Source organism: Mesorhizobium sp. M1273 (genome assembly GCF_040318195.1).
In the GTDB taxonomy this organism is placed as follows: domain Bacteria; phylum Pseudomonadota; class Alphaproteobacteria; order Rhizobiales; family Rhizobiaceae; genus Mesorhizobium.
This window is the reverse complement of record NZ_JAMYLV010000036.1, coordinates 1-18509: the sequence shown is the minus strand read 5'-3', so window position 1 is coordinate 18509 and position 18509 is coordinate 1. Positions and strand designations below refer to the sequence as shown.

The 18509-nt window shown below is 62.8% G+C and carries 13 protein-coding genes and 1 pseudogene; 4 read left to right on the top strand and 10 right to left on the bottom strand.

Features of this window, described 5'->3' with window-relative positions:
* Positions 1-166: 166 nt before the first annotated feature.
* The 5 genes and pseudogenes from NKH30_RS27215 to NKH30_RS27195 all read right to left on the bottom strand — a co-directional run bounded on the left by NKH30_RS27215 (position 167) and on the right by NKH30_RS27195 (position 5632).
* Positions 167-1458 (bottom strand): annotated as a pseudogene (locus tag NKH30_RS27215) (ABC transporter substrate-binding protein).
* Between the two features lie 14 nt (positions 1459-1472).
* Positions 1473-2660, bottom strand: a complete 1188-nt coding sequence (locus NKH30_RS27210) for a PLP-dependent transferase (protein ID WP_352997546.1) — start codon at positions 2658-2660, stop codon at positions 1473-1475.
* Complete coding sequence (locus NKH30_RS27205) at positions 2657-3391, bottom strand: FadR/GntR family transcriptional regulator (RefSeq protein WP_352997545.1); 735 nt, start codon at positions 3389-3391, stop codon at positions 2657-2659. The genes NKH30_RS27210 and NKH30_RS27205 overlap by 4 nt, the downstream gene beginning before the upstream one ends.
* 462 nt (positions 3392-3853) lie before the next feature.
* Entirely contained in the window at positions 3854-5227 is a 1374-nt protein-coding gene (locus tag NKH30_RS27200; RefSeq protein WP_352897894.1) for a PleD family two-component system response regulator, read from the bottom strand.
* A 33-nt stretch (positions 5228-5260) separates the two neighbouring features.
* Positions 5261-5632 (bottom strand): response regulator, encoded by a 372-nt coding sequence (locus NKH30_RS27195; RefSeq protein ID WP_006334976.1) that lies wholly within the window; start codon positions 5630-5632, stop codon positions 5261-5263.
* 217 nt (positions 5633-5849) lie between these two features.
* Here NKH30_RS27195 and NKH30_RS27190 point away from each other — a divergent pair, with 217 nt between their 5' ends.
* Both NKH30_RS27190 and NKH30_RS27185 read left to right on the top strand, forming a co-directional pair.
* Complete coding sequence (locus NKH30_RS27190) at positions 5850-6149, top strand: DUF3572 domain-containing protein (RefSeq protein ID WP_352502452.1); 300 nt, start codon at positions 5850-5852, stop codon at positions 6147-6149.
* Positions 6146-6799, top strand: a complete 654-nt coding sequence (locus NKH30_RS27185) for a hypothetical protein (RefSeq protein ID WP_352997544.1) — start codon at positions 6146-6148, stop codon at positions 6797-6799. The genes NKH30_RS27190 and NKH30_RS27185 overlap by 4 nt, the downstream gene beginning before the upstream one ends.
* Before the next feature lie 9 nt (positions 6800-6808).
* Here NKH30_RS27185 and NKH30_RS27180 read toward each other — a convergent pair whose 3' ends face one another.
* Positions 6809-8137: a hypothetical protein gene (locus NKH30_RS27180; protein WP_352997543.1), complete on the bottom strand. Its 1329-nt coding sequence runs from the start codon at positions 8135-8137 to the stop codon at positions 6809-6811.
* 348 nt (positions 8138-8485) lie between these two features.
* A complete protein-coding gene (locus NKH30_RS27175) occupies positions 8486-9061 on the bottom strand; it encodes a GNAT family N-acetyltransferase (protein WP_352979761.1) in 576 nt (191 codons plus the stop codon).
* 68 nt (positions 9062-9129) lie between these two features.
* On the opposite strand from NKH30_RS27175, the gene NKH30_RS27170 reads away from it, so the two are divergent.
* A complete protein-coding gene (locus NKH30_RS27170; protein ID WP_352997542.1) occupies positions 9130-10458 on the top strand; it encodes a DNA polymerase IV in 1329 nt (442 codons plus the stop codon).
* A gap of 150 nt (positions 10459-10608) precedes the next feature.
* Here NKH30_RS27170 and NKH30_RS27165 read toward each other — a convergent pair whose 3' ends face one another.
* Complete coding sequence (locus NKH30_RS27165; protein ID WP_352471786.1) at positions 10609-11115, bottom strand: hypothetical protein; 507 nt, start codon at positions 11113-11115, stop codon at positions 10609-10611.
* 173 nt (positions 11116-11288) lie between these two features.
* On the opposite strand from NKH30_RS27165, the gene NKH30_RS27160 reads away from it, so the two are divergent.
* Positions 11289-12170, top strand: a complete 882-nt coding sequence (locus tag NKH30_RS27160) for a DMT family transporter (protein ID WP_352471788.1) — start codon at positions 11289-11291, stop codon at positions 12168-12170.
* Between the two features lie 14 nt (positions 12171-12184).
* On the opposite strand, the gene dnaE is transcribed toward NKH30_RS27160, so the two are convergent.
* Positions 12185-15712 carry a DNA polymerase III subunit alpha gene (gene dnaE, locus NKH30_RS27155; protein ID WP_352997541.1) on the bottom strand — a complete coding sequence of 1176 codons (3528 nt, stop codon included), beginning with the start codon at positions 15710-15712 and terminating at the stop codon, positions 12185-12187.
* A 487-nt stretch (positions 15713-16199) separates the two neighbouring features.
* Positions 16200-18212 (bottom strand): acetyl-CoA carboxylase biotin carboxylase subunit, encoded by a 2013-nt coding sequence (locus NKH30_RS27150; protein ID WP_352997540.1) that lies wholly within the window; start codon positions 18210-18212, stop codon positions 16200-16202.
* Between the last annotated feature and the right edge of the window lie 297 nt (positions 18213-18509).

Here is an 18509-nt window from a genome sequence, read left to right as displayed (position 1 = left end):
TTCCCCGTTTACGGGGAGATGCCGGTCCACCCTCCGCAGCTGCAGCGCAGCTGCTGCGGAGGACGGGCAGGCAGATGAGAGGCAACACGAGCCACGACGGGTTGGCGCCGCCCTCATCCGTCACTTCGTGACACCTTCTCCCCGTGAACGGGAGAAGGAAGAAGAGCTATTTCTTGTTCTTGGCCAGCCAGTCCTGCTGTTCTTTGGTCAGGAACTTGGCCCATTCGTCAGCCACGTCCTTGGCCGCTTTCTGGCCAAGCAGCACTTCCTGAAAATTCTTGATCGCCACCTGGTCTACGAAATTGCCAAGGTTTTCCAGGTGAGTCGGCGGCGTCACCATCTCGTATTTGTCGCCGTTGTTCAGTTCCTCGAACCAGCCTTTGAACTGCTCGGTCCTGAAGTGGGCGTCCTGGTCGGCGCCGTTGTGGATTGGAATGACGCCGACTTCCTTTGCCCATTCCAGATTGTCCTTGGGCGACAACAGCGTCGCCATCAGCTTCCATGCATCGTCCTTGTGCTGGGAATTGGCGAACATCGCCCAGCCGGCATAACCGAGCGTCGGATAGGATTTGCCGCTCGGTCCGACCGGCATCGGCGCCACGGCGAAATCGTCGGCGCTCATCTTGTCGGCGATGCCGAGCAGCGCGTCGGGATCCTGGTTCAGCATGGCGCAGGTGCCGCTGTAGACCCGGTGACGGTCTCGTTAAAACCCCAGCTCACCGCATCTTTCGGCGCCAGGCCGTTCTTGTACATGTCGGCGAGCATCTGCAGGCCCTTGACCGAGCCTTCCTCGTTGATGGTCGAGGTGCCGTCCTCGTTGAAATACCCGCCCTTGCCGGCGGCGATGTTCATGAACATATGCATGCCGTTGAAGGCGCCCGGGCCGCCGCGCAGGCAGTAGCCATATTTGCCCGGTATCGCCGAGATTTTTTTGGAGTCCTCGACGAATTCATCGAGCGTCGCCGGCGGACCGTCCAGACCGGCCTCCTTGAACAGCTTCTTGTTCCAGAACAGCGCGTTCAGGTAATAGCCGTAAGGGATCATGTACTGCTTGTTATCGACCGTCGAGCCGAACTGCTTGGCACGCTCGCCAAGCGTTTTGGCATCGTCCCATTTGGCCATGTATGGCCCGAGATCCTCGAGCTGGCCGTTGGTCGCATAGAGGCCCATCCAGCGCTCCGGCATCTCGACGATGTCGGGCGTGTCGCCGGCCTGCACCATGGTGAGGAACTTCTCGAACGCCTGGCCCCAGGGCAGCGATACCAGCTCGACCTTGACACCCGGATTGGCCGCCTCGAATTCGGCGATCTGCTTCTTGAGGAATTCGGTACGCGGCGGACTGGTGATGACCTCGACCATCTTGACCGTGGAATCGGCCAGCACACTGCCGGCGGAAATCGCCAGACCCGCGACGGCACCAAGAAGGATGCTCAGTTTTTTCATGTTCAGCACTCCCATTTTGAACGGCTCCTTTATCTTTTTGCTCTGTCGAAGGCCCGGGCAACATCCGCCCACAGGTCTTCGACACTTTCCAATCCGACACTGAAGCGGATGGTTCGTGGGCTGACGCCGAAGCGCGCCATCGAATTCAGGCCCGGCGTCTGCTCGAGCGAGGCCTTTGCCGGAACGACCAAGCTCTCATGGCCGCCCCAGCTGACGCCGATGCGAAAGAGTTTCAGCGCATCGACGAAAGCCGGGATGTCGACGTCTTCCGTCACTTCGAACGAGAACAGCCCGGCATAGCCGGCAAGCGTCGCCTTGCCTGGATGGTTGGAATAGGCCGGGTGGTTGACCCGCTCGACATGGTCATGCGCTTTCAGCCGTTCGGCGATGGTCAGCCCGCTCTTCATATGGTGCGGCAACCGCAGCGGCAATGTTCGCAGGCCACGCAGCAACAGCCAGGCCTCGAAAGGCGACAGTTTGCCGCCGAGATAGGAATAGGTCTGCTCGTTGATATGTCGGATATGGGCGGCCGAACCGGCCACCACACCGGCGACGGTGTCGCTGTGGCCGCCGAGATATTTCGAGGCCGAATGCAACACCAGGTCGACACCGTGCGAAATCGGCTTCTGGAACACCGGCGTAGCCCAGGAATTGTCGATCGAGGTGATGATGCCCTGCTCTTTGGCCAGCCGCGCCAGCTGGGTTATGTCCTGGAGCTCGAACATCATCGACGTCGGGCTTTCCAGGTAGAGCAGCTTGGCGCCGGGAAGTGCTGCCGCGACCGCGTCCGGATCGGAACCGTCGACATAGTCGACCTTGATGTTGAGCCGTGGCAAAAGCCGTTCGAACAGCCGGTAGGCATCGCCGTAGCAATTGCGCACGACAACCATGCGCTCACCGGCACCGACGAAAGCAAGCACCGTGGCGCTGATCGCCGCCATGCCGCTGGAAAAGCCGCGCGCGGCCTCCGCGCCTTCGAGAGCGGCGACACGCGCCTCGAACTCCATGACCGTCGGGTTGTCGCCGCGCGAATAGATCGGCTGATGTCGCCTGCCGGCGAATGTGTCGGCCATCTCGGAATAGTTGGCGAAGGTGAAGAGCGAAGTCTGGTAGATCGGCGGGACCACCGCGCCGCCGGGGAAAGGCTCGTCATGGGCGAGAAGCGTCGCTGCCTCGGCGAGATAGTCGTTTTCGAAACCGGCGGGATGATCGCTCATTTCTGGCCTGAAAGTTCGAGTTTGGCCGCGCCGCGCTTCAGATCGTCCTCGACGGTGGCGATCAGCTTGAGCGCCTCGGCCCGAGCCCCCTCCGGATCGTGCGCGGCGATGCGTTCGTAGATGGTGCGGTGGTAAGGAAAGCTGGCGTGGCCGAAATCACGCACGCCGAGCGGATGCTCCCAGAAACGATGGAACAGTTCGTGCATGGCGGCGATGATCTGCTCGAACAGCGGATTGCCGGAACTGCGGTAGATCGACTGGTGGAATTCCCAGTCCTCCTCCGCCGACATCCCGGCGCGGGTGTGGAAGGCCTGCTCCATAATGTCGAGCTTGCGCCCGATCTCGACGAGATCTGCCTGGCCCGCGCGGACGGCGCACAGGGCGGCGGCTTCCGCTTCCAGTGCCCGGCGGATTTCCAGCGTCTGCATCAGGCTGGTGAAATCATTGCCGCCGGCCAGCGTCAGCGGCATGTGCAGCATGTCCAGCGAGACCACTCCCTTGAGATAGGTGCCGCTGCCTTGCCGCCGTTCGACCAGGCCGAGCCCTTCCCAGCGCGTCAGCGCCTCGCGCACGGTGTTGCGGCTCACCTTGAGGCGCTCGGCGAGGATGCGTTCGGTCGGCAGTCTCTGGCCGGGCCCGAGGGCTTCCCGCATCACGAAGCCGGCCAGCGCCTTGAGCACCGCGTCGTCGCGAGCAGTTGCGTGTATGGGGGAAAGGCCGAATTCGGTCATGCCAACGGGTCACCAAATGGCTCAATGGTCCAACCAATTTCTGCATAGAAGACAGGCCCTGTCAATCGACTGCGGGCGCATACGCCCTGCCCAGCCGGCTATTTCAAAGGGCGCTGTCGCTGCCGCAACAAAAACCAAGCGTTTTCCGGGTCTTGGCGTAGAATCCTGATGTGTTCTGAAAATTGGGGGCCGGCCGGCGTTTGGCAGCGGTACGAGGAGGCCACTATGTGCCAGCGCCGGCCGGCCGACCCCACGGACCCAGGAGATGCGGCGGACCTGAGCATCATGGGGTATTCTTCGGGTCGAACCGGCGATCTAGCCTCGTGCCGGTTACGTCTAAGGGCTGCACATTTGCGCAACAACTTATGGAAATCAACCGTTTCTTAACCAAGCCTCGCAAATCGCTTGGATTAAGGTAAATTCGTAACCTTGTCGCGTTGACCCGGCAATTGGTGTTCGGTGCTAAGCCGCCTTGGCGACGACGCGATTGCGGCCGCCGCTCTTGGCTTCGTAGAGCGCAAGGTCGGCGCGTTTCATTAGCGCGGAGACCGTGTCCACCCCTTTCAGCACCGACGAAACGCCGACGCTGACGGTGACTTCGACGGCTTTGCCTTCGGCGCCGACGGGAAACGGCAGTTGGGCGATTTCGGCGCGAATGCGCTCGGCGACCTTTTCGGCCACCGCGCCGTCGGTGTCCGGCATCACCACGACGAACTCCTCGCCGCCGAAGCGGCAGGCTAGGTCGATGCCGCGCACATTCTTGCGCAGCCGCCGCGCGAATTCGCGCAGCACGTCGTCGCCGCCGTCATGGCCATGCGCGTCATTGATGCTCTTGAAGCGGTCCAGATCGGTGATCATCACCGACAGCGGCCGGCGCCGTGCCACGGCGCGGTCGAACAGCGTCTGCAGATGGCTGTCGAGATAGCGCCGGTTGTGCAGGCCGGTCAGGGCATCGGTCACCGCCATCTCGATGGTCTGGGTGACGCTGGCGCGAAGCTGGTCGTTGTAGCGCTTGCGGCGCACCTGCGTACGCAGCCGCGCGGTCAGCTCCTGCTGGTCGATCGGCCGCATCAGATAATCATTGATGCCGAGTTCGAGGCCGCGGATGATACGCCCCTCCTCGCCCTCGTCCGCCAGAAGGATGATCGGCAGGAAACGGGTGCGATCGAGCGAGCGCAATTGCGAGCAGAGCCTCAGCGGGTCGAAATCGGCGAAGGCCGTCGAGATCATCACGCATTCATACGGCTGCTCGGCGGCCTGGAAGAAGCCTGCATGCGGATCGTTGGCGACGTCGAGATCGGCACTGCCGCGCAGCATCTTCTGGACGCGCTCGAACGAGGATTTGCGCTCGTCGACCAGCAGCACCTTCGGCACCGCGTCGTCGGCAGCGAAGTTGCGGCTCAAAAGCTCCTCGATGCCGATATTGCGTGTCGTCGAGGCGCGCAGCCGCAGCTCGTCGGTCAGCGATTTCAGCCTGACCAGGCTCTTGACGCGCGTCATCAGCTGCAGATCGTTGACCGGCTTGGTCAAAAAATCGTCGGCGCCGGCCTCGAGGCCGCGCACCCGGTCCGAAACCTGGTCGAGCGCGGTGATCATCACGACAGGGATATGCGACGTCGCCGGGTCGCCCTTCAGCCGCCGGCAGACCTCAAACCCGTCCATATCGGGCATCATCACGTCGAGCAGCACGACGTCGACCTTGCCGTTCTCGCAGATCTCGATCGCGTCCGGCCCGTTGGTGGCGGTCAGGACCTCGAAATATTCGGCGAGTAGCCGAACCTCCAGCAGCCTGACATTGGCTGGGATGTCGTCGACGACGAGGATCCGCGCGGTCATTTCACAAAGCTCCGGCTCGGCTGGAAAGGGACATCAGGCATCGCCCAGGTAGGATTTGATGGTTTCGATGAAACGCGGCACCGAGATCGGCTTGGAGATATATGCCTCGCAGCCGCCCTGGCGAATGCGCTCCTCGTCCCCCTTCATCGCGAAGGCGGTGACGGCGATGACCGGGATGACGTGGAGATCATCGTCCTCCTTCAGCCATTTGGTGACCTCGAGGCCCGACACTTCCGGCAGCTGGATGTCCATCAGGATGAGGTCCGGCCTGTGCTGCCGCGCCAGATCCAGCGCTTCCAGGCCGTTGCGTGTGCGCACCGTCTCGTAGCCGCTCGCTTCGATGAGGTCGCGAAAGAGCTTCATGTTGAGCTCGTTGTCTTCGACGATCATAACCTTCTTTGGCATCGATTTCCCGTCCCGGCTGACCTTCCACTCGAAGGGTGCCGTCATGCGCCCCTTGTCGGCACGCACCAAACCTGTTCCCACTATACGGCAATATGATTGACGAAACGCAAACCGGCCGCCCTAAAAGCGTTCGGATTCCAGGTCGGCGAGCTTGCTGCCGGCGACACTTGCCACTACTGCGAAAACAGAACGATTCCGCCCATGAAGGAAGGTAGCGATGGCAAACGCAGCGTCAATGCGCGAGGAAGCGGAAACCATTGCCGTAAAGGCGTTGGGCTTCGTCGCCGCCGATCCGGAACTTCTGCCCCGCTTCCTGGCGATCACCGGCATCGAAGCCCATTCCATCCGCCGGGCGGCGGGCGAGCCTGGATTCCTGGCCGGCGTACTGCAGTTCATCCTTGCCCACGAGCCGACGCTGATGCGTTTTTCCGAGGAGACCGGGACGCCGCCGGCCGCAGTCGGCAAGGCATTGCGGGCGCTGCCGCTCGGCGACGACAATCATGAGCATTCGGTATGAGCGACGATCCCGAGACGGCGCGGCAGATCGAGGAGCTGGCCGACGACGACCGGCCGCTGCTGGTGCTCGACGTCGACGACGTCGTGCTCGAATTCATCCGGCCGTTTCCGCATTTCCTCAAATCGCGCGGCTTCGGCCTGACGCTGGCTTCCTTCCGGCTCACCGGCAACATCACCGAAACGGCGAGCGGCCGTTTGATCGAACAGCCCGAGGTTACGGCACTTCTGGGGGAATTCTTTGATGCCCAGGCCGATTGGCAAAGCATCACCGACGGTGCCGAGGATGCTCTTGCAGCGCTTAGCGACAGCGCCGAGATCGTTCTGCTAACCGCCATGCCGCACAAGCACCGCGTGGTGCGCCGTGCGCATCTCGACGCGCTCGGATTGCCCTACCCGCTTTTGACCACCGAAATGGCCAAGGGACCGGCGGTGGCCAAATTGCGCGGCAACAAGGGCCGCCCGGTCGCTTTCGTCGACGATCAGCCGTCCAATCTTGTGTCGGTGCAGAACTCGGTCGCCGATGCGTATCTCTTCCATCTGATGGCCGACAATTCGCTGCGCGCTTTCCTGCCGCCGCCGCCGGACGGCGTCAGCGTCGTCGAAGACTGGCGCGACGCCGCGCCGAAGATCGCGAGTGCTCTGGGGCTTTAATGCGAGCGCTCAGGGCTGCAGCTTCGGTCCTGCCCCGCCATTGTCGCCGCCGTCCGAATCCTCGCCCCCGGTCGAATTGTCCGTTCCATTCGCGCCATCATCGCCCGAGTTGTCATCCTGGCCGGCGCTGTCGTCCTGGACTTCATCCGGCCCCTTCAGCATGGCGCCGTTGACCGCAACGGACCCATCGGCCTTGGTGTTGATCACCCATTCCAGCCGGCCATCCGGCAGCGTCTTGCCAAAACCTTTGACGGCCAGCGCAAAGGGGAAGGCCTGCGCCATCTGCTCATCGCTCTTGGCGCCTTCCTTCAGGGCATCGACGATCCTGTCGTAGCCGGCCACAGCGACGGTCACGGTCGCATCAGGCTTTTCGCCGCCCGGGAAAGTCATCTCGCCTTCCATGGCGACTTCGACGTCGCCATTCTTCACGGTCGAGTGGCCGAGGATTACTTTGGGTTTCTTGGCCTTGAAATCGGCGACCAAAGCCTTGCCGAATTCCCCCGGCAACGGCGGATTCTTATTGAGATCAAAGGCTTCGATCGCCTTCTTCGCCATCGTGTCGAGATCGATATTGGCACCGCCGAAGTTGAGGTCGATATCCGTCGGCACCAGTGGACCAGTCCAGGCGGGCAGCAATTGCCGGGGGATCGTCAGACCGGAGGCCTTGATCCCATAGTTGATCTTGCCGTTCTGGGAGACGCCATCCATGCCGCTGGCCAAATCCAACTGCTTCGCACCCCACTTGCCGACTGGGCTCTCAATTGCGAAATCCTTGAAGGCGTACGTTCCGTCGATTCTTTCCCAGACAGGCAACGCCGCAAGGAGACGTGACTTAAGTTCCGCCTGATTTACTTTCAGTTTCGCCTCGTCTTCATTAGCGACGGCAAAAGCAAGCAGATCCATCAACGGCTTTGTCCGAACACCCTTGCCGTTTGCATGCACCGAAAGTTCCGGCGCATTGAGGGTGACCGGAAAATTCAACCCTCGCTCGGGATCGTTGACTTTGAGGACTTCAGCAAAATTCAAGATCTTTTCCGCGACAGTGAAATCGATGCCGCCGTTCGCCGATTTCGTCGAATTTAGCGTGGCGGTGCCGGCACCGGCAGAGACATCGGCCTCTTGCTTCGGCTCCCGGGTTTTCATCGTCATAGCGTCCATTGACCCCGTGGCGCTGACGAAGGCCACCAGGGCCGGATCATACACACCGGTGAACTTGTTGTTCGACACCGAAAAGTCGATGTGCTGCGGCCCTTGAGGCCCCTTGAAATCGAACGATCCGGTCAGCGACGTATCCGCCGACACGTCCCACTGCCCGTCCTGGCGCGGCTTGACCCGCATGTCGTAAGGCGTGACGTCGAACTTGAAGGAATCCTGTTTCGACAGCAAAGCGACGAGCGGCTTGAAATCGACGGCGAGTTTGTACGCATCGCCGTCGGCAGTGATTTTCACCAGTCCGATATCGAAACCCTGCCTGCCGAAATAATGTGCCAGATCATCGGTAAGCTTCTTCGCACCTTGGCTGTCGACGGTCTGGGCGAAAGCGGGCGCGCTAAACGCGACGGCGAGAACAAGTGGCAATACACGCTTCACGTCGATTCTCCGTTGTCTCGGGCCAAATCATTGCTTGTGTTAGTGAAACAGCGTTACAGCCGCAAGACGCCGACTGTAGGCCAAAAGCGCATCCGGCTAAAGCACCAGCCGCACCAGCGGTCGGCCTGGCTTACGTTCGACCAATCGCTGGAACCCGGCCCTTTCGAAGACCCGCGATGAGCCGACGAACAGCCCGATCGAGCGCGAATCCTTCGACAGGTCGATCGGGCAGGCCTCGATCAGCCGCGCGCCGTTCTCGCGGGCGAACTCAATGCCGCCTTGGACCAGGCGGTGCGACAGGCCCTTGCCGCGCGCTTTGGTGCGGATGAAGAAGCAGGAGATCGCCCAGACGCCCGGATCGCTGGCGTCGGCGGGGTCGATCGGCGCCGACCCCCTGCCCTGGTTGTTCCATTCGGGCACGTCGGCACGCGGGCCGATCTGCATCCAGCCGACCGCCTGGCCACCCTCGAAAGCCAGCAGGCCGGGCGGCGGCCCGGCCTCGATCCGCGCCTTGATGTGGTCCTTGTTGCGCTCCCGGTTGCTCGCGCGGCGTGCTGCGGGCGACAGCCGGAAATGTGTGCACCAGCAGCCGTAGCAGGCGCCTTGCCTACCGAAAAGATCTTCGAAATCCGCCCAAAGCTCGGGCACTAGCGGCGCTATGGTCGTATTCATGAGCTCTCTCCCGGCCCACCGCCTTGTCGTGGCATCCGTCCTGACGTACCATTGCATTTGTTCTCTTTATGTTCGCAGCGATGGCGGCCCCTGTCAACAATCCCGAACACGGTTTTTGCCGCGACTGCCTGAGTTTTCAGCGCAGCCAGGCACGCCGTTGCGAGCGCTGCGGCAGTCCACGGCTCGCCCGCCATCCGGAGCTCTACCGGCTGCGCCTTGCCCATATCGATTGCGACGCGTTCTACGCGGCGGTCGAAAAGCGCGACAACCCGGCGTTGAAGGACCGGCCATTGATCATCGGCGGCGGCAAGCGCGGCGTCGTCTCCACCGCATGCTACATTGCCCGCATCCACGGCGTGCGCTCGGCAATGCCGATGTTCAAGGCGCTCGAAGCCTGCCCGGAAGCGGTGGTCCTGCCGCCGGACATGGAAAAATACGTGCGCGTCGGCCGCGAGGTACGCGCCATGATGCAGGTGCTGACGCCGCTGGTCGAGCCGCTCTCGATCGACGAGGCCTTTCTCGACCTCGCCGGCACCGAGCGCCTGCATGGCCTGCCGCCTGCGGTGGTGCTGGCGCGCTTCGCACTCGGCGTGGAAAAGGAAATCGGCATCACCGTTTCGGCCGGCCTTTCCTACTGCAAGTTCCTGGCCAAGGTGGCGTCGGACTTCCGCAAGCCGCGCGGCTTTTCGGTGATCGGCGAGGCCGAGGCTATCGGCTTCCTGGCCGAGCAGCCGGTGACGCTGATCTGGGGGGTCGGCAAGGCCTTTGCCGCCACGCTCGAGCGCGACGGCATCCGCACCATCGGCCAGTTGCAGCGTGTGGAACGTGGCGATCTGATGCGCCGCTACGGCGTCATGGGCGACCGGCTCTACCGGCTTTCGCGCGGCGAGGACGACCGTCGCGTCGTTCCCGACCAGGACGCGAAAAGCGTCTCGGCGGAAACCACTTTCGATACCGACATCGCCTCCGTCGACGAACTGGTTTCGGTGCTGAGGGCGCTGTCGGAAAAAGTCTCGGCCCGGCTGAAGAAATCCGGAATTGCCGGACGCACCGTCGTCCTCAAGCTGAAGACGCAGGATTTCAGGATCCGCACGCGCAATCGCCAGCTCGGCGATCCAACCCGGCTGGCCGACCGCATCTTTCAGACCGGGCTCGAGCTGCTGCGCAAGGAAGCGGATGGCACGAAATACCGGCTGCTCGGCATTGGCGTCAGCGATCTCTCCGACGATGACCGGGCGGACCCGCCCGACCTGGTCGACGTCCAGTCACGCAAGCGCGCCATGGCCGAAGGCGCCATCGACACGCTGCGCGGCAAGTTCGGCCGCAGGGCGGTGGAAACCGGCTATACCTTCGGCAAGGGCCGCGATGCCCATCCGCCCGAACCGGTCGAGGAATGATACCGGCATGTTTGAGATTCAGGTCAGGCCGAGTCGAGAAGGGTGGTTTCCGAGAACCGGAGCGGAGCGCACTTGTGAGTACGTGAGCACTGGATGCGCAGGAAACCGCTTTTCGCAGGCCGGCCTCACCTGAATATCAACTTGCCCCAGTCACGTGCGCTGCAGATCGATCCGGGTGGTCACCACACTCTTCCCGGTTTTCGGATCGGTATCGACGACGATCAGCCGCATGCCATTCTCGCCGTTCTTCTCGACCGTCATTTGCGCCTTGCGATCGCCATTGACCTCCTTGGCCCAACGGATGCCGAGATTGATTGCGTTGCCGGAGCGGCTGCCGCTCAATTGCGCCGGCCCGGTGCGCGATCCGACATAGGTGCCGGTGTATTTCGTCCCGCTCGATTTGAGATCGGCGCTGATGGCGCGCGTTACCACGATAAGACCGCGGCAGCTGCCGTCGAGCGACAGCGAGCTCGACGTTGCGTCGGAATTGAAATGACAGGAGACATTCACCGTCGGCGCATCGGTGGTCACCTTGACGATGCCTTTGCCGGCGAAATTCCCCTGGAATGAGCGAAGAAAATCCGGATCGTCGGCATGCGCTGCCCCGGCCCCGGCCGTCAGGCAGCCGGCAAGTACAAATCGTGCAAGTGATTTCATCGGACCGCTCCTCGTTGGTATCCAAAACACAGCACGCAAACACTGAGGGACCAACGCTCCCCTCAGCGGCGGGTTCCGGCTTCAACATCACTGTTTGCAACGCTGCGCGGCTGGCCCAGTCGAATGCGTCGGCTAGCGGTTGCGATGAGCGCTCCGGCTTGCGACATAGCCGCATGGCACCCGCACCCTCGATCCCCAAGGCCGCGTTCTGGATGGCGCTGTCGATCGCCTCGTTCCTGGCGATGTCGGTGGCCGGCCGTGCCACGACGGCCGAACTAAACGTCTTCCAGGTGCTCGAGCTGCGCTCGGTGATCGGCTTTTTCATCCTGTTGCCGCTGGTCATGATGTCAGGCGGTTTTGCGGCGATGCGCACCGGACGCCCGCTGGCTCATATCGCCCGCAACGTCGTCCACTATACCGGCCAGGCTGCCTGGCTCTACGCCCTGACGCTGATCCCGCTTGCGGTACTGATCTCGATCGAATTCACGACGCCGATCTGGACCGCTTTGCTGGCCGTCGCTTTCCTCGGCGAAAGGCTCTCCCGGCCACGGCTGGCGGCAATCGTGCTCGGGCTGATCGGCGTTGTGATCATCGTGCGTCCGGGCGTCGGCGCGGTCAATCCGGGGCATGTTATCGTGCTGGGAGCCGCGGTCTGCTTCGGCGTCTCGGTGGTTCTCGTCAAGTCGCTGACGCGGACGGACAGCGTCGTGCGCATCATCTTCTGGATGTTGATCATCCAGTCGCTGCTTGGCCTCGTCCCGGCGCTTTACGAATGGCGCAACCCGCCGCTTGAGCTCTGGCCGTGGATCCTGCTCATCGCCTTCACCGGCATGTCGTCGCATTTCTGCATGGCCCGCGCACTTGTCTATGCCGATGCGACGGTCATCTCGCCAATGGACTTTTTGCGCGTGCCGCTGTCGGCGGTGATCGGATGGCTGCTCTATCACGAGCAGATCGACGCCTTCACCGCCGGTGGCGCCCTGCTGATCCTCATGGGAAATCTGCTCAACCTGCAGCGGAGAGCACCGCAACCGGCGGAGATCGCCGCTTCATAAGCGTGCGCTAACTCTTAGACCAGTTCCACCTCGACCACGCCCGGCACCGCCCGCATCGCCGACGCGATCTGCGGCGATACGCGGTAGCGGTTGGGCAACTCGATCTCGACCTCGCCCTCGCCGCCTTCCTTGATGACGATGATGCTCACCTGACTGTCGCCACGCTGGCCAAGCTGCGATTGGATTGTCGATGCCGGTGCGTCATTTCTGACGAAGATGCGCAACGCTTTCTGGATACGGCTTGCCTCTTCCTCCAACGACTGCACGGTCTGGATGCGCAGATTGACGCCTTCAGGCCTGTCCTCGGCCGAAACGGTGATCACCACCGAGCGGCCGGGTTCGAGCAGGTCGCGGTATTGCGCCAGCCCCTCGGAAAACAGCACCGCTTCATACTGGCCGGAGGTGTCGGAGAACTGCACGACGCCCATCTTGTTGCCGGTGCGCGTCTTGCGCTCCTGCTTGGTGGTCACCGTGCCGGCGAGCCGGCCGGCGGCAGCACCGCGTTTGACGGCGGCCGAAAACTCGCCCCAGGTCTGCACCCGCATTTTCTGCAGCGCCGCCTTGTATTCGTCGAGCGGATGCGCCGAGAGATAGAACCCGACCACCTGGAATTCACGGTGCAGGCGGTCGGCGGCGAGCCAGGGATCGGTCGCCGGCAAGTTGAGCGCCTGCGACTGTGCGCCGAGCGAGGCGCCAAAGATGTCATGCTGGCCGGTGACGGCATTCTGCTGCGCCAGCGACGCCAGCCCCATCATCCGCTCGACGCCGGCCATCATCGCCGCGCGGTCATGACCGAAGCAGTCGAGCGCGCCGGCCATGATCAGGCTTTCGAAGACGCGCTTGCCGACGATCTTCGGATCGACCCTTTCACAGAAATCGGCGAGGCTCTTGAAGGGTTTTTCGCCGCGCGTGGCGACGATGTGCTCGACCGCCGCATCGCCGACGCCCTTGAGCGCGGCCAGCGAATAGAAGATGCGGTTCTCGCCGACCTCGAAATCCCGGAACGACGTCATGACCGACGGCGCCACCACCTCGATGCCGAGGCGCAGCGCATCCTGGCGGAAATCGGCGAGCTTGTCCGTATTGCCCATGTCGAGCGTCATCGATGCCGCCAGGAATTCGACGGGGTAATGCGCCTTCAGATAGGCGGTCTGGTAGGAGACGACGGCATAGGCGGCGGCATGCGATTTGTTGAAACCGTAGTCGGCAAACTTTGCCAGCAGGTCGAAGATGAAGTCGGCTTGCGGCTTGCCGACACCGCGCTCGACCGCGCCCGAAACAAAGCGCTCGCGCTGCTTGTCCATCTCGGCGCGGATCTTCTTGCCCATGGCGCGGCGCAGCAGATCGGCTTCGCCCAGCGAATAGCCGGAGAGCTCCTGCGCGATCTGCATCACCTGTTCCTGGTAGACGATGACGCCTTGCGTCTCCTTGACGAGATGGTCGATCTTCGGGTGGATCGACGCCATCTCCTCCTCGCCGTGCTTTCTGGCGTTGTAGGTCGGTATGTTCTCCATCGGCCCCGGCCGGTAGAGCGCGACCAGCGCGATAATGTCCTCGATACAGTCGGGCCGCATGCCGATCAGCGCCTTGCGCATGCCGGCACTTTCCACCTGGAACACGCCGACCACCTCGCCGCGCGACAGCATGGCGTAGGTTTCGGGGTCGTCGAGCGGAATGTGGGCAAGATCGATCTCGATGCCGCGGCGGCGGATCAGCTTGACGGCCCTGTCCAGCACCGTCAGCGTCTTCAGGCCAAGGAAGTCGAATTTCACCAGCCCGGCCTGCTCGACATATTTCATGTTGAACTGCGTGACCGGCATGTCCGAGCGCGGATCGCGGTACATCGGCACCAGCTCCGACAGCGGCCGGTCGCCGATGACGATGCCGGCGGCGTGCGTCGAGGCGTGCCGATAAAGACCTTCCAGTTTCTGCGCCGTATCGAGCAGCGTCTGCACGATCGGCTCACGCTCCGCCTCTTCGGCAAAGCGCGGCTCGTTGGCGATGGCGTCGGCGAGCTTGACCGGATTGGCCGGGTTCGACGGCACCATCTTGCTCAGCTTGTCGACCTGCCCGTAAGGCATCTGCAGCACGCGGCCGACGTCGCGCAGCACCGCGCGCGCCTGCAACGTGCCGAAGGTGATGATCTGGCCAACCTGGTCGCGGCCGTATTTCTGCTGGACGTAGCGGATGACTTCCTCGCGCCGGTCCTGGCAGAAGTCGATGTCGAAGTCGGGCATAGACACGCGGTCGGGATTGAGGAAGCGCTCGAACAGCAGCGAAAAACGCAGTGGATCGATGTCGGTGATGGTCGTGGCATAGGCGACCAGCGAGCCGGCGCCCGAACCGCGGCCCGGGCCGACCGGAATGCCTTGTGCCTTGGCCCATTTGATGAAGTCGGCAACGATCAGGAAATAGCCCGGATATTTCATCTTCTCGATGACGCCGAGCTCGAAATCCAGCCTTTCGCGATATTGCTCGACCGTGTAGCCCGGCGTCGGGCCGTGCGCCGCCAGCCGCGCCTCTAGCCCTTCATGCGCCTGCCTGGCAAGCTCCTGCGCCTCCGCCTTGACCGCAGCATCGGCGTCGGCGACATCGCGGCCGGCAAAGCGCGGCAGAATCGGATTGCGGGTCTTCGGGTAATACGAGCAGCGCAGCGCGATCTCGACGGTGTTGTCGATTGCTTCCGGCAGGTCGGCGAACAGCCTCGCCATATCGGCCTGGCTTCTCAGGAAGTGGTCGGGCGAAAGGCGGCGGCGATTGTCGGCCGCAACCACGGAACCTTCGGCGATGGCGATCAGGGCGTCATGCGCCTCATAGTCTTCACGAGAGAAGAAAAACGCCTCGTTGGTGGCAACCAGCGGCAGATCGTGGCGGTAGGCGAGATCGACCGACGACTGCTCGATGGCGCGGTCATAGCCGGACACGCGCTCAAGCTCGACATAGAGCCGGTCGCCGAACAGGCTCTTGAGCGCCGAGAGCCGGGTCTCGGCGAGTTCGCGGCGATCCTGTTTCAAGGCAGTGCCGATCGGACCGCGCGGCCCGCCCGTAAGGCAGATCAATCCGTCGGTGTGGCCCTGCAGCATCTCGCTCGTCAGATGCACCGCTTCGCCGGGCGGTGTCTCGAGGTAGACGCGGCTGACCAGCCTGACCAGATTGCCGTAGCCGGCCTCGGTTGCGGCGATCAGGACGGCCGGCCGCATCTCCGGTCCTTGCCGCCTGCGGTCGCGCTGGCTGTCGCTCGCCTCGCCGGAAAAGGCGAGGTCGATCTGGCAGCCGATGATCGGCTGGATGCCATCCTTTACCGCCTTCTGGGCGAATTCCAGCGCGCCGAACAGATTGTTGGTGTCGGTGACGGCGATTGCCGGGCATTCGTCCTGCACCGCATGGCCGACGATCTTGCCGAGCTGCAAGGCACCTTCGAGCAGCGAATAGGCCGAATGCACGCGCAGATGAATGAACCGACGCGCCGCCGCCTCCGCCCGCGACGCCTTTGCATAGGCCTCGCGCAGCAAGGGATCGCGTGGAAGTCTTTCATCCGCCATGGTTTTTTCGCGCCGCCTCACAAGGACTCAGTCGATGAACATGTATTGTATTGTCCGGCACCGGGTAACACGAGTCCAGCGGTAGTGATTGGAGCTTTGTGAACTTAGCAATCGCTTCCGCCGGCAGAAAGGCGCTGCCACCCAAGCTGCCAATCTCCCCCCTCGTGGGGGAGATGTCCGGCAGGACAGAGAGGGGCGCTGTCCCGCCGACGTCAGGCTGCAAATAAAAACCCGCCTTAGCAGGCGGGTCCTTGGAGCCAATTAGCACCATACCCAAATTAATAGCATAGCTGCCGGCACAAAGCAAGAACAAAAATACGGCGCGACGGGGAAAAATGCGAATTCCTCGCGGCCTCGCCTTGTCCCTCCTCCACTGAGCGTGCCCAACCAATTGCAAGGTCGCGTTCCTTCGCCCCCCTCTGTCCTGCCAGACATCTCCCCCACGAGGGGGGAGATTGGCAGCTTCGGCGCCTCGCTCGGTCCAACCTCACGCGAATTCCATGATCACAGCATCGACGGCAAGGCTGTCGCCGGGCTTGGCGTTGAGCTTCGAGACGATGAGATCGCGCTCGGCGCGCAGCACGTTTTCCATCTTCATCGCCTCGACCACGGCCAGCGTCTCGCCGGCCTTGACCTCCTGCCCCTCGGCAACGGCAATCGACACGACGAGGCCGGGCATCGGGCATAGCAGCATCTTCGAGGTATCCGGCGCCACTTTTTCCGGCATCAGCCTTTCGAGTTCGGCGGTGCGCGGCAGCATGGCGCGGGCTGTCACCGAGATGCCTTTCCAGGCGATGCGGAACCCGTTCAGCACCGGCCTGACTTGCGCCGCGACCTTGCGGCCGCCGACCGTGCCGCGCCAGATGAGATCGCCCGGCCGCCAGTCGGATGCCACCGTCAGCGGTTTGCCGCCGTCGATTGTGAGGTCGAGCTCCATCGGAATGGAAATCATGCCTTCGACGATGGCAACCGAAAGATAATCCCGGCCGATCTTCACCACCCAATCGCGTTTCAAGGCGCCCGAATGCGGCGCCAGCCGCCCGCCCAGCCGGTCGAGCCGGTCGCGGCGCAGCAGTTCGACCGCGGTTGCGATCGCGGCCAGCACCGCGTTTTCTTCGCTGTTCGGCACAATGGGCGCGAAGCCGTCGGGATATTCCTCGGCGATGAACGCCGTCGATAGCCGCCCTTCCCGCCAGCGCGGATGCTGCATCAGCGCCGCCAGGAACGGTATGTTGTGCTCGATGCCGTCGACGACGAAACTGTCCAGCGCTTCCGACATCGCGTCGATCGCCGCCAGCCGTGTCGGCGCCCAGGTGCACAGCTTGGCGACCATCGGGTCGTAGAACATCGAGATTTCCGAGCCTTCGGTAACGCCGGTATCGTTGCGGATAACGACCTCGCCGAATTTTCCCTCTTCCGGCGGCCGGTATTTCGTCAGCCTGCCGATCGACGGCAGAAAGTTGCGATACGGGTCTTCGGCATAGAGGCGGCTTTCCACCGCCCAGCCGTTCAGCTTGACGTCGCTCTGCTTGATGGCGAGCTTTTCGCCGGCCGCCACGCGGATCATCTGCTCGACCAGGTCGATGCCGGTGACGAGTTCCGTCACCGGATGCTCCACCTGCAGCCGCGTGTTCATTTCCAGGAAATAGAAGTTCTTGTCGCTGTCGACGATGAACTCGACCGTGCCGGCGCTCTGGTAGTCGACGGCCTTGGCCAGCGCCACCGACTGCTCGCCCATGGCTTTGCGGGTCTTGGCGTCGAGGAAGGGGGACGGCGCCTCCTCCACGACCTTCTGGTTGCGGCGCTGGATCGAGCATTCGCGCTCGCCGAGATAGAGCGTGTTGCCATGCGCGTCGGCGAGCACCTGGATTTCGATATGGCGCGGATCGACGATGAATTTTTCGATGAAGACGCGGTCATCGCCGAACGAGCTTTTCGCCTCCGACCGCGCCCGGTCGAAGCCGTCGCGCACCTCTGCCTTGCTCCAGGCGATGCGCATGCCCTTGCCGCCGCCGCCGGCTGAAGCCTTGATCATCACGGGATAGCCGATTTCGCCGGCTATTCTTTCGGCATGGGCGGCGTTTTCGACGACGCCGAGCCAGCCGGGCACCGTCGACACCTTGGCCGCATTGGCGAACTTCTTCGATTCGATCTTGTCGCCCATCGCCTTGATGGCCTTGGGCTTCGGGCCGATGAAGACGATGCCTTCCTGCTCCAGCGCTTCGCAGAAGGATGCCCGCTCGGACAGGAAACCGTAGCCGGGATGCACGGCCTCTGCTCCTATGGCCTTGCAGGCGGCGATGATCTTTTCCGCGACCAGATAACTTTGCGCAGCCGGCGAAGGCCCGATATGCACCGCCTCGTCGGCCATTTCGACATGCACGGCGTCGCGGTCGGCGTCGGAATGGACCGCGACGGTGGCGATGCCCATCTTGCGCGCCGTCTTGATCACGCGGCAGGCGATCTCGCCACGGTTGGCGACCAGGATCTTTGTGAACATGCAGGCCTCGTCCCTCGGCTGCCCTTCTTTTACGGGCTTCCCGTTTTATGGGCTTCAGGGGGCCGGTCAAGGCAAAGTCGGAGCCTATCCCGCATGCAAATCGGCGGGCGCTGACGAAAATCCGGGGTCACAACGTCGCTTCGTGCATAGCGCAGAGCTGAATGGTAAGTTAAATCTAACCTGGATTGCAGACTGTCATGGGAGGATTGCCTGATGAAAACGCGCGCCGCTGTCGCCGTTGCCGCCGGAAAGCCGCTGCAGATCATGGAGGTCGACCTCGAAGGTCCCCGCGATGGC